This window comes from Vibrio sp. 2433-A1 (assembly GCF_056726085.1).
This window is the reverse complement of record NZ_JBRESC010000015.1, coordinates 47,256-59,332: the sequence shown is the minus strand read 5'-3', so window position 1 is coordinate 59,332 and position 12,077 is coordinate 47,256. Positions and strand designations below refer to the sequence as shown.

General features: G+C 43.6%; 13 protein-coding genes. 2 read left to right on the top strand and 11 right to left on the bottom strand.

Translation table 11 applies throughout. The annotated features are described in order from the left end of the window. The first annotated feature begins 158 nt into the window (after positions 1 to 158). Positions 159 to 1,025: a patatin-like phospholipase family protein gene (locus tag ACU01J_RS15555; protein ID WP_481086536.1), complete on the top strand. Its 867-nt coding sequence runs from the start codon at positions 159 to 161 to the stop codon at positions 1,023 to 1,025. A gap of 3 nt (positions 1,026 to 1,028) precedes the next feature. Here the strand turns inward: ACU01J_RS15555 and ACU01J_RS15550 are convergent, their stop codons facing one another. The 8 genes from ACU01J_RS15550 to ACU01J_RS15515 all read right to left on the bottom strand — a co-directional run bounded on the left by ACU01J_RS15550 (position 1,029) and on the right by ACU01J_RS15515 (position 8,051). Then, positions 1,029 to 1,631, bottom strand: coding sequence for a 2OG-Fe(II) oxygenase (locus ACU01J_RS15550; protein WP_481086535.1), 603 nt, complete (start codon positions 1,629 to 1,631; stop codon positions 1,029 to 1,031). A gap of 107 nt (positions 1,632 to 1,738) precedes the next feature. Then, positions 1,739 to 2,077 (bottom strand): DOPA 4,5-dioxygenase family protein, encoded by a 339-nt coding sequence (locus ACU01J_RS15545; protein WP_481086534.1) that lies wholly within the window; start codon positions 2,075 to 2,077, stop codon positions 1,739 to 1,741. 85 nt (positions 2,078 to 2,162) lie between these two features. Further along, on the bottom strand, positions 2,163 to 2,801 hold the full coding sequence (locus ACU01J_RS15540) for a response regulator (protein ID WP_481086533.1): 639 nt from the start codon (positions 2,799 to 2,801) through the stop codon (positions 2,163 to 2,165). Beyond that, positions 2,794 to 4,155, bottom strand: coding sequence for a cache domain-containing protein (locus tag ACU01J_RS15535; RefSeq protein ID WP_481086532.1), 1,362 nt, complete (start codon positions 4,153 to 4,155; stop codon positions 2,794 to 2,796). The genes ACU01J_RS15540 and ACU01J_RS15535 overlap by 8 nt, the downstream gene beginning before the upstream one ends. 90 nt (positions 4,156 to 4,245) lie before the next feature. Continuing rightward, positions 4,246 to 5,529, bottom strand: coding sequence for a TRAP transporter large permease (locus ACU01J_RS15530; protein WP_481086531.1), 1,284 nt, complete (start codon positions 5,527 to 5,529; stop codon positions 4,246 to 4,248). A gap of 10 nt (positions 5,530 to 5,539) precedes the next feature. Then, on the bottom strand, positions 5,540 to 6,073 hold the full coding sequence (locus tag ACU01J_RS15525) for a TRAP transporter small permease subunit (protein ID WP_481086530.1): 534 nt from the start codon (positions 6,071 to 6,073) through the stop codon (positions 5,540 to 5,542). Positions 6,074 to 6,196: 123 nt separating this feature from the next. Beyond that, the gene (locus ACU01J_RS15520; RefSeq protein WP_004414308.1) at positions 6,197 to 7,285 is read right to left on the bottom strand and encodes a TRAP transporter substrate-binding protein; all 1,089 of its coding nucleotides are present in this window, start codon (positions 7,283 to 7,285) and stop codon (positions 6,197 to 6,199) included. Between the two features lie 391 nt (positions 7,286 to 7,676). Then, the gene (locus tag ACU01J_RS15515; protein WP_481086529.1) at positions 7,677 to 8,051 is read right to left on the bottom strand and encodes a MarR family transcriptional regulator; all 375 of its coding nucleotides are present in this window, start codon (positions 8,049 to 8,051) and stop codon (positions 7,677 to 7,679) included. 221 nt (positions 8,052 to 8,272) lie between these two features. Here ACU01J_RS15515 and ACU01J_RS15510 point away from each other — a divergent pair, with 221 nt between their 5' ends. Beyond that, complete coding sequence (locus tag ACU01J_RS15510; RefSeq protein WP_481086528.1) at positions 8,273 to 8,941, top strand: DUF2982 domain-containing protein; 669 nt, start codon at positions 8,273 to 8,275, stop codon at positions 8,939 to 8,941. 50 nt (positions 8,942 to 8,991) lie between these two features. On the opposite strand, the gene ACU01J_RS15505 is transcribed toward ACU01J_RS15510, so the two are convergent. The 3 genes from ACU01J_RS15505 to ACU01J_RS15495 all read right to left on the bottom strand — a co-directional run bounded on the left by ACU01J_RS15505 (position 8,992) and on the right by ACU01J_RS15495 (position 12,049). Then, positions 8,992 to 9,648 (bottom strand): MBL fold metallo-hydrolase, encoded by a 657-nt coding sequence (locus tag ACU01J_RS15505; protein WP_481086527.1) that lies wholly within the window; start codon positions 9,646 to 9,648, stop codon positions 8,992 to 8,994. Positions 9,649 to 9,737: 89 nt separating this feature from the next. Next, positions 9,738 to 10,280 (bottom strand): peptidoglycan L,D-endopeptidase MepK, encoded by a 543-nt coding sequence (gene mepK, locus ACU01J_RS15500; protein ID WP_481086526.1) that lies wholly within the window; start codon positions 10,278 to 10,280, stop codon positions 9,738 to 9,740. 215 nt (positions 10,281 to 10,495) lie between these two features. Beyond that, on the bottom strand, positions 10,496 to 12,049 hold the full coding sequence (locus ACU01J_RS15495) for a L,D-transpeptidase family protein (protein ID WP_481086525.1): 1,554 nt from the start codon (positions 12,047 to 12,049) through the stop codon (positions 10,496 to 10,498). Between the last annotated feature and the right edge of the window lie 28 nt (positions 12,050 to 12,077).

The window sequence follows — 12,077 nt, the reverse complement described above, 5'->3', positions numbered from 1 at the left end:
AAGTATAGACATAAACATCTAAACCTATATGTTCAATAGGTAATTCTTATCAAAAAAGTGATAGGCAGCACCTATTACAGTTATCTATATCTCCCACTTCAGTCATTGTTAGCAAGCTTTTAAACTAGCCCTAAACCTTGACAGAATTGATAGAGATTATGAAAGCGATAGTTGTGGAAGGCGGTGCCATGAGAGGCATATTTGCTGCGGGTGTATTGGACAGCTTTATTGAGAGTGATTATTTTCCTTTCGACTTTGCGATTGGCGTTTCTGCCGGTACCTCAAATCTTGTCGGCTACCTAGCAAAGCAGCAAAAACGAAGCTATAAGGTGATAACCAACCTAGCGACCCATCGCCGCTTCTTTGATCCTAAACGGTTTCTAAAAGGAGGAAGCCTTGTTGATGTACAGTGGTTGGTCTCGCAATCGGAGCATAGCTATCCGCTAGACCGAAATAAACTGTTTTCCACTACCCCATTATGGGCAGCTGCAACCAACATCGAAACAGGTAAGGCTGACTATTATAACGTCACCTCAGAAAATATAGAGCAGGTACTGGAAGCGACTGCAGCGCTGCCAATCGCCTATAAGCAAACGCCGTGCTTTTCTGGAGGCTGCTATGCTGACGGCGGGGTTGCTGACTCAATTCCTGTTATTGAAGCGTATCGACGTGGAGCAACAGAAATAACAGTGGTGCTCTCTCATCCACTCAGTTACGAGATGCCTCAGAGTAAGAGTTCTTGGCTGATAAAAAGGCTATTAAAGAAACACCCGATGATCGGTCAAGCAATGCAAGAAAGAGCAAGACGCTACAATCAATCATTGGATTTTATTCGTAACCCACCTAAAGGCGTCATTATTCGTGTTATTGCTCCACCTGAGTCATTCTCAGTTAAGCGGCTCACCATGAAAAAAGAGGTATTGATTGAAGGCTATCAAATGGGGGTTGAAGAGGGAGAAAAACACCTCTCAAGTCGGAAAGGTGTTTTTGGATTAACCGATGAAAATTGTCACTTCTGCTTATAAGCGTCAGTGAGCAATATCTAGCTGATTATCTTTCACGCCATTAACGCGAAACCAACCAGCAATACTGTAGCGTTCCGCGTTAGTTGGTAATACCTCGTGAGGAAATTGCTCAGAGAAGAACACAAATAAACGACCCGATCTTGGTGGAATGGTCGCAATCTGATTATCGTCAAGATCGTAGACGACTAGCTCGCCTGCATCTTCTTCCGACCAAGACTCATTCATATAAAATACGGTTGTCAGACGACGGTTTTCATTACCTTTAAAGCAATCTAAATGCTTCTGGTAAAAGTCCCCTTTTTCATACTTTGCAAAGTGCGCTTCGTATTCAAACAAACCTAGGAAAAAGTGGCGGTTCGCTTCAAGTCGAATCTGTTCCATCTTATCTAAGAATGACCCAACTGCTTGGCCCATATTGCGACGAAGCCACTGAATTTTGTCACTTCGGATTGCACTTTCACGCATAACTTCGTCGTTACGCCCAATACGTGCTTTTTTCCAATCTTCCGGAATAGAGTCTCTTAGTTGTGATACTTCATCTTCTGATAAGAAGTCGTCCCAAACGTAGTAACCCTGTGTAAAAAGAGCATCGATAAGTTGGTTCATGAATGGCTATTGTCCAGTGATTAAATCAAGGACGCCTTATACACAAACGCAGCCACCAGCCACAAATCAAGCTAATTACCTTTACGACAAATTTTATTGTTCAGACTCTACAAGCACGACAAGTTGAGCTCTACAGGCGTTCCTAACCAATAAGCGAAGTCGGTGTGATCTTTGAGGTCATCATCCGTCAATGCGTGAACTAAAACAGAAAATGACTGACGATGTTTTTCTAGCCAAACAATGAACGACTCGAAATCTGATGAGATAAACGTAATAGAAAAGCTCCACATTAAGTGCGGGCCGACCAATTTCTCGTTAAAGTTACCGACAGGCAGAGAGAATTGCTCGATCACTTGCTGGCGTAACTGTTTCGCTACCCCACTTGTCGCTTGGTCGAAATAGATGTGAGCGTGATAGTTTTCATGAATATTTTTTGGAAACGTCATAATATCAGTTTGATTATTATCGATATTTCTATATTATCAATTTTGGCTCTTCTCTACCGCTTTACTTACAATCATTACACTTCGGCTACACGACGATACCTTGCTCAACCGCGTATTTAGCTAACTCGGCAGTACTATGCAGATCTAGCTTGTGCTTAATGTTCTGACGATGGGTTTCAACGGTGCGGTAGCTGATATCTAGCAGTGACGCAATCTTCTTACTGCTATTGCCCTCAGCAACCAGTTTTAACACGGCTTCTTCTCGACGGCTCAATGGATTGGGCTTTTGAATATTTGGAATCACTTCCTGAGAAAACAGTGTTTGTGTCGCGGACTCACAAAAGTAGGTCGAGCCAAGATAAACCGTTTTGATTGCCTGTACCATTCGTTGGGCACAGATCTCTTTCAGCATATAGCCTACCGCCCCTGCTTGCATGACCTTCATAATGTACTCACGATTATCGTGCATGGTAAGCATCAGCACTTTTGCATCAGGTATTGAGTCTCTGATGATACGCGTCGCATCGATACCATTCATCAGTGGCATACTGACGTCCATCAACACAACATCCGGAAGTAGTTCTTTGACGACCTCCACCGCTTCCACACCATTACTCGCAGAGCCAATGACTTCGATATCAGGTTCAGTTTGCAGGCGCGCGATAAATCCATCGAGTACAACTTGGTGATCATCAACGATCACCACTTTAATTGGCTTATCCATAAACTAATCCATCCAATTCCAGTAATACGGTTATCTCAGTGCCAAATCCGGGCTCGCTTTCAATTTCGAAATCGCCGCCGATAAACTCGACCCTTTCACGCATGTTCCTAAGACCAATGCCTTGTTTTCTCAATGTTGCGTTCACATCGAAACCGACGCCATCATCACGAATAATGAGCTGTAGCATGTTACCCATCTGCTGCAAGATCACACTAACCTTATTTGCGCTGGCGTGCTTTTCGATATTGGTTAGTGATTCTTGTGCCACTCGATAGAGCGTTGTCGCAACCTCTGATTTCAACTTACCGGGCTGAGTTGATAAGGACGCCTCAATCGCCATACCTGAGTGTGCTTTAAAGTCTAGCAACAAACTGTTCATTGCTGCTTCAAGACCAATGTCATCAAGCGCACTTGGTCTCAAGTTATGGGAAATGTGTCTAACTTCATTAATCGCGGTCATCAGTGAATTTTGCGATTGCACGATATGCTGCTGCAGCGGCGCATCATCAATCTTACTGGCCAGTAGCTCTAAATGACACTTACTCGAAACCAAGAGCTGATTAATACCATCATGAAGCTCTCGCGCTAGGTGTTTTTTCTCGTCCTCTTGGAACATTACTGTTTTGTGGGCCAACTCTTTTAAACTGCGATCGGCCAAGCGATGTTCATGTAAGTTCACCGCTAGGGTTATAACCACAATAACGCCGACGGTCACGAGCATAATCACGATTACCGAAAAGAAAGTCGTCTCGATGTTTTTATTCACTTCAGACTTAAGGTTAGCAACCTCGTAGGCGATATCTTCGATGTACAAACCCGTACCAATCATCCAGTCCCATTTGTCTAACCATGCCGCGTAGCTGAGCTTAGTGACGTTCTCTCCTGTCGAGGGTTTTTGCCATAAGTATTGATGAAAGCCCCCCCCATTCTGTGCTTGAGCGAGTAAGGCTTCAATAAGATGGTCGCCATTTTCATCTTGAATGTGCAGTAAGTTCTGCCCGATGAGATCTGGCATGATTGGGTGAACCAAGTTGGTCCCTTGTTCATCATAAGCAAAGAAGTAACCATCTTTGTCCTTGCCATAGCGAAGCTTAGATAAGATTTCTCTCACCTGCTGCTTGGCGATATTTTCCGGCATATCAGGATCATTATAGATATGAGAAATAGCGTCAAAAGCAAGGTCGACGTGATCTTTAAGCGCGGTTTCTTTCGAGCGGATTAAGCCATCTTCAAAAATTTGAATCTCTTTCTCACCAAGCGTTTTAGTCTGGTGAATCGAGATCCAACTAGTTAAAGCGGTAACGAGTAATAATGGCAATAAACTGAGTAGGATCAGTTTGGCTTGTAGAGGCATTCCTTTTCCTCAGATAACAACAAGGCTGCTTCCCTTTATGGCAAGCAGCCTCACTTTATCAGTTGTTACCTAATTAACGTAACTTTTCGATCACATTCCATAAAATTCTGGGAAGACCAACAAGCTGGCCAAGACAAGAATCTGGATTGCAATAAATGGCATTACCCCACGATAGATATCTCGAGTGGTTACGCCCTTTGGAGCGACGCCCTTTAAGTAGAACAAGCTAAAACCAAACGGTGGAGTGAGGAACGAAGTCTGCAGGTTCATCGCAATCAGGATAGCGAACCAGGTCATATTGATTCCCATCAGCTCAGCGACTGGCGCTAAGATAGGCACAATAATGAAACAGATTTCAACAAAGTCGATAAAGAAGCCAAGGATTAAGATGACCAGCATGGTGATGATGAGGAAGCCCCATTTCTCACCCGGAATTTGCAGCATCCACTCTTCAACAAGGTAGTCACCACCTGTATAGGTAAAGGCCATCGAAAAGGCGGTTGCACCTAATAGGATTGCAAATACCATTGCGGTCACTTTTACCGTCTCTTTAGACGCAGCATAAACCATTGACCAGCTAAACTGACGGTACAATACCGCAAGGACGATCGCGCCGGCACCACCAAGCGCCGCAGATTCTGTAGGTGTCGCAACACCTGCGAAAATAGAACCTAATACGACAACAATCAGTGCTAGTGGTGGAACAACCGCTTTCAGCGCCTTAATCACCTCATCTTTACGGCTAATATCACCTTCACTTGGGATAGGCTGAGCCGCTTCTGGGTTAAGCTTGGCATAAATCAGAATATAGATAACGTAAGCGCCAACAAGGACAAGGCCCGGCCAAACTGCAGCTTGGAATAAGTCACCAACTGGCACACCAAGTACATCACCCAGCAGGATAAGTACAATCGAAGGTGGGATGATTTGCCCTAGCGTGCCCGACGCACAGATAGTGCCGCAGGCGAGACCTTTATCGTAGTTGTACTTGAGCATTACCGGTAGCGAGATAAGACCCATAGCAACGACAGAAGCACCAACAACACCAGTCGACGCCGCCAGTAAGGCACCAACCAGTACGGTAGAAATCGCTATACCACCACGTACTCCACCAAACAGTTTACCCATAGATTCAAGTAACTGCTCCGCAAGGCGCGTTTTCTGCAGGACAAGTCCCATGAAGACAAATAACGGAACAGCCATTAAAACTGTATTTTCCATGATGGATTGGATTCGGTATGGCATGAAAGCAAACATTTCCATACCTTCTGCCCACACACCAAAGATGAGCGCAATACCACCAAAGGTAAACGCAACAGGGAAGCCGAGTAGCAAAGCAAACAAGGCAACAAAAAACATTACAATACCGACCATTGTTGTCTCCTTACTTTTGTTCTTGAGCGTGAATGAGATGCGGGTTAAAAATCTTGTTTAATGAATGCAGCAGCAAACCAACACCACTGATGGCCATAAACAAGAATGAAAGCGGGATCATCGCTTTAATGACCCAACGATAAGGTAAGCCACCTGGATCTCCTGATGTCTCTCCTAGTGCATAACTCTCTTTCGCAAAGTCGATACCGTAGTACGCCACCAGCAAACAGAATGGAAGCAAGAAGAATAGCGTGCCGAGTAGATCAATAATGGATTGCGCCTTATGAGATAAGCGCTCATAGAAAAGATCGACCCTTACATGTCCCCCCGCTTTAATCGCATAAGGAACACCGAGTAGGAATACCGCTGAGAATAAGTGCCATTCCATCTCTTGGAACGCAATTGAAACATCGTTAAAGACATATCTCATCACCACGTCATATACGACATTCGCGAGCAATAAGATAAACAGTATGCTTGAAAGCCATCCTAAGAAATCACCAAAGCGATTAAATAGGCGCTCTACATAAATTAGGCTTCTCATTCCCTACTCCATGGAATTTAGAAATAGCGTCACTTTCAATTGTGACGACAAGTTATATAAATAGGTTTCTTGGGCTTTGATAGGGTAAGTGACCATGTCACCTACCCTAGTAGATTGTTATATTTATTGAGCTTGGCTATTTAGGTACGCGCGGTGTGAGATATCAGTCCATGAGCGCACTTGCTTCAGGTAATCAGCTTGGGATTTTTGGATCTCTTTCGCTAAATCATCTTTTTCAGCGTGCTTAGCAAGTAGGCGGTCATTCGCTTCACGTAGAGCGCCCATAACTTCTGGTGGGAAATCTTTAACTTGTACATCTGGGTATTCAGACTTGATAGAAACCCAGTTTTTACCACTTTCGTGAGTCGCTTGAGTATACATATCGTAAGCAGCCGTGCGCATTGCTACACGTAAGATCTCACGTAGATCTTCAGGTAGACGCTCGTAAGTGCGCTTGTTCACAAGGAATTGAAGCTCTGAACCTGGCTCATGCCAACCTGTGTAGTAGTAAGGTGCGATTTTGTGGAAGCCCATACGCAGGTCAAGTGAAGGTCCAACCCACTCTAGCGCATCGATCGTACGACGCTCTAGTGACGTGTAAAGTTCACCCGGTGCAATGTTTGTTGGCTTAGCACCCAGTTCCGCTAGGATTTCACCCGCGAAGCCAGGAATACGCATTTTCAGGCCTTGTAGATCTTCTACTGAGTTGATCTCTTTTTGGAACCAACCACCCATCTGAATATCTGTATTACCACCTGGGAATGACAGTAGGTTATGTGGAGAGTAAACCTGCTCCATTAGCTCCATACCGCCGCCATGGTAGAACCATGCATACTGCTCAGCAGGTGTCATACCGAAAGGCATAGAAGTAAAGTAAAGTGTGTTTGGTACTTTGCCTTTCCAGTAGTATGAGCCAGAGTGACCAAGATCGTACTGACCAGATTTCACCATATCGAAAATACCTAGAGGTGCTTTATGTTTGTTCGCAGAGTCGATACGGATTTGTAGACGGCCATTCGACATTTTTTCAGCCATTGCCGCCATATTCTTAGTCGCGTCACCGAATACTGGGAAATTCGGTCCCCAAGTTTCAGCCAATTTCAAGCGATAAACTTTTTCAGCAGCACTTGCTGATGTGGCCATAACAGCAAGTGCTGCTGCCATAGCGGTGCCTTTTAATACTCGTTTTAGAGATTGTTTAATAAGACTCATGTTCACGTCCTTTGTTTAACGATCATACCTTTCTAGGTACCTTTTATTTCACTTATAGAGTGAGTTAACTATCAGCAACATAAAATCAGCGTGAACACGGACAATATTTAACAGCTTTCCTTTAAGTTAAACCAAAGCATTACGTATATATACGTACTATATTGACCAACTAGATGTTAATAATTTAATAAAACAGATAGTTACACCAAAGCCAATAATCATTGTTATGCGTTAAATACGTAGTGGAAGTTATTTGAAATTAATTGAGCAAATAATAAGATGTGTGACAGAGATAGAATTATTAAATATCAGAAATGAAAAAGCCCCGACAATGTCGAGGCTCTCAAGCATGTATTCTCTGCAATGATTACTAGAGATAGGCTATTGGCTATTAAACGGCTTTGTAAATAACTTTGTTGCCAGCTAGCTGCTCTTTCACTACTAGGTTTTCTTCTAGAAGTTTTTTAAGAGCGCCTGTTGCCCAAGATGCTGCTTTTGCATCTTCTTGACCAGCCGCTAGGCCGATACCTTTAGGGTTGATACCTTCAGCGTTGCCAACAACGATGTCTAGTACTTGTTGCTGCTTTGGAGTAAGCGCAACGTCAGTTGTTTTAGCCGCAGCTACCACTTTCTCCGTAACTGGTTTTACAGCTACTTTTTTCTCAACTTCTGGCTTAGCATTCTTTGTTGCTTCTACTGTTGCAACTGTCGCCTTAATGCGCTTTTGCAGTTTCAGCTGCACTTTACGCTTATGAGCAAGTCTCATCGAGTATTTCTCCATTTCACTGCATACGGAGCAGTGGTGAAAATTTGAAGCGCGATTTATACCAAAATTTTGTTCACATTTACAGGGTATGAGCGGCTTTATGGCACAAAAATACGCGATATGACGACTTAAGACTACAATTTAATCAATAGTATTGGCAATAATACGTAAACCACTGATTATATAAACAGATGTATTTTGTTGTTTAGAGTAGAACCAAAATGGAAACCGTACACCTCACCAATCAACCGTTTATTTTCTCTGCAATTACTCTTAAGTGGTTGGGGGGATTGATGGCTATCGGCTGTCTGATTTTGCTACTCTATGCGCCTGGATATGAACAAGCCGTATTGAGCATTGTCACGATCATCACCCTGGGAGGCTTTGGTTATCTGCTGATACTCAAGAGCACCGTTCGTTTCACTCTTACTGCCAGCCATTTTCAGCAGCACCTATTTAAAGGCGGCTGGGTAGTGAAATGGAACAACATCAGTAAAGTGGGCATCTGCACTTATGAAAACGAGGGTTGGCACCAACCATTACCTTGGATAGGAATTAAGCTTAAACACTATTCCCCGTATCTAAATAGCATCTGCCCTAGAATTGCGACCGAGATTTTATTGAGCCAGCGCGCCCTACTCTATCTTGGGGCAAAGCAAAACAAGCAAGGGGATACCTTTGAGGACATTGTCTTAGATTCAACGATATATAGAAACGCCGAAGGGGAAGAATTCAAAGGCTTACAGGCCATGCTTGCGAATCGCATGAAGTATCAGCGTAGCTATTATGATTATGACGTTTTCATTTCGGAGCAAGATCTCGATAGAACACCTGAAGAGTTTGTCGGATTGGTGCGTCGTTATCTTGCCGCCGCGGAACCAGATGAATAAAAACAAAAAGGCCGCTTTTGACGACCTTTAATTATTCTATTCTCAACGATTTAGTAAAGTGGCATTTCGTCAGCGACGAATGGGTTTGAAGCTCTTTCACGGCCAAATGTTGACTCAGGACCATGACCAGGTACAAAACGAACATCATTACCTAATGGCCACAGCTTAGTTTTGATTGAGCTAATCAGTGTATCGAAATCCCCTTTAGGAAAATCGGTACGACCTACTGAGCCATTGAACAATACATCACCAACAAAGGCGAGCTTCGCTTCATCGCTAAACAACACAACATGACCGGGAGTATGACCTGGTGTATGGATCACATCCACTGCCTGATTACCAAACGTGATCTTGTCGCCTTCATTTAGCCACTGATCCGGTTCAAATGCTTCAGTCAATGGAAAACCAAACATCTGACTTTGGCCTTCTAGGCCTTGAAGCCAAAAGTTGTCATCTTTATGAGGACCAACAATACGAGGGCCGTCTAACTCACGAGCTAATGGCTCTGTGCCACCAACGTGATCTAAGTGCCCGTGCGTCAGTACAAGGTTAACTACTTTCACGCCCAACTCTTTAATAAGAACCGCGAGTTGTTTTACATCACCACCCGGATCGACAACGATTCCTTCCATTGTTTCGTCACACCAAACAATAGAGCAGTTTTGAGAAAACGACGTCACAGGGACAACTTGATACTTAAGGGACATAAACTAACCTTGATAACAATCTAAACTGGCTGAACTATGACACTTGCTCGCCAGTTTGACAACTCTCATTACGGCTCTCAATTTAGCAATTATGCCCAATAGCGCACAGGTCCGGTATCAATATGAATAAAGTTGCTGCCCGGATAATAGCCAACGCCACCAAACTTTAGCTCGCGAGCGATATCACGCACTTGCTTTAGATTAACCCCATCGAGGCGAAAGTCGATCGCTTGGCCAAGCATATGGTAACTCTTTTTCGCCACACCGCTCGACTTACTGCGCAGCGCTTGGTTGGTCGCCGGTGAACGATAACCAGAGATGATTTGTACTTCCGCCTCAACACCCAGTTCTTTCTGGATCTTACTAATATGATCAAACAGGCGCTTGTCCATTGCATGTATTTCATTGCGGCGGAAATCGCGACAAATGTGGTTCAAACGACCCAGTTCTCTGCCTACGTAATTGCTACCATCGAAATAACATGTTTCTAATGCTTCTCGCGTATGGAGGTTAGTTAAAGCGAGGCGGCGCGGTTTATCTGGATAAGATGCAAATGCAATGCTTGGCGTACAAGCTGCAACGACCAAACCACTTCCGGCCAGCTTTATAAACTCTCGTCGGGATAATGCCACGATAAAATACCTTCACAAATAAGTTCTAGAAATGTGTCAAACGGCGACACTACATAACTCTTTCATGAAGTTCAAATGCATAAACTATGCACAAAATGACATCAAGCCAACAATAAGAAGCTTACTTATTGAACAGGCTGATAAAAAAGTGATTAAGGAAAAATTGTAAAAAAATGCCAATCAATGAAAAGCATCGATTGGCATCTATTTGAACATTAACCTTTTGGGTACAGAGGCTTGTCTAGGCGGTAAATATCTTCCCTATAGTGGACACTTCCTTCCTCATACCATGCCGTTTGGTAAATGATATGCACAGGTACGCGACTTTTAAGTGGAATGGATTGATTGGAGCTCGGCGGTTCATCAAGCTTCGCGCTGCGGGACACACCTTGTGCTTTAATTAATCGTTCGGCGAAGATATCTGCATTTTCGACTCGAATACAACCCGAACTGAAGGCTCGTTGCTGGTGGCTAAATAAGCTTTTACTCGGTGTATCATGAAGAAAGATTGCTCTTCGGTTTGGAGTATTAAACTTGTATAGACCTAGAGCATTACTATTCCCTGACTCTTGGGTCATTCGATATGGAAATGAACTAGGGTTAAGGTTATCCCAATCAATGGAGTCAGGATCGATGATCTCACTTGAACCCCACTTAGGAATAATTTTGATATCCTGCTTGGTCAGGTAAGCTCTGTCCTTCTGCACTTTAGGAATGATATCTTCCACCATGATTTTCCATGGGACATTCCAGGTTGGATTTAGGATCAATGAATCCAATCGAATCTGCATTAACGGCGTTGGACGCTCAATTTTTCCGACCACCACTTTTGATTCAAACACCTCTTCCCCTGACGACCAATAAGTCATTTCAAAACTTGGCACGTTGACAACAATGATGGTATCTCGCTGAGACGGCCAATAACGCACTCTTTCAGCATTAATCGCCAGTGTGCTGAGTCGTTTCTCAATAGGCAGGTTAATCCACTTGATAGTGTCAGGCCCAATAACGCCGTCAGGTTTCAGACCATGTAAATTTTGGAATTGCTTAACCGCCACTTCTAATGCTTGGTCAAACCAACGAATGTCTTTTCTAACATCAATAAGGTCGACATCAACAATAGATAAGCGCTGAATCAACACATCTCTATTTTCTAACTGGTCACCAACGCGTTTGATCCCAACTTGGCGATAAGGTGGTGTGTTTAACTTGTCAAATTTGATGATATGTAAGTAGGTATCAACTAGGTATTGGTATGCTTTGGAATCTGGCGTGTAACGTTCCATTAATTCCGTGAGTTGCTGTTGTGATATACCTCGTTTAAGCGCAATCTGAGCACTTTTCGGAGGGAGAGGCAAAGGATCTGATAGATTTTGTTCAAAGAACCAATATTTGCCATCCGTTTTTGCCGACTCGGCGTAGCTGAGATAAAGCAAAAGTGTATCTGTGGCTAACACATCATACTCGTGCCAACGATTACTTTTACGATAAAACTTCAGGTAACTTAGTTGACGAGAAAACAGCGGACTAAAACCAGCATGATCGATAACTTCTAATTGAAACTCAAGCTTGCTGCCCTGTTGTAAATCAAACCAAACCATTTGGTTGTCATTTTCACGGTACACTTTCTCCACCGCTTGCGGGTATTGCAATAGGCCGTACAGCGGGCTGTCAGATGGTAGCCAACCAATCTGATTAAAATACTGCGCGCCAAAAACTGCTGGGGTGAACAGGCTCAACACCAGCAGTCTGCAAATCCATCTTGCCATTCGAGATCCCTCTAACTCTATGAACTAT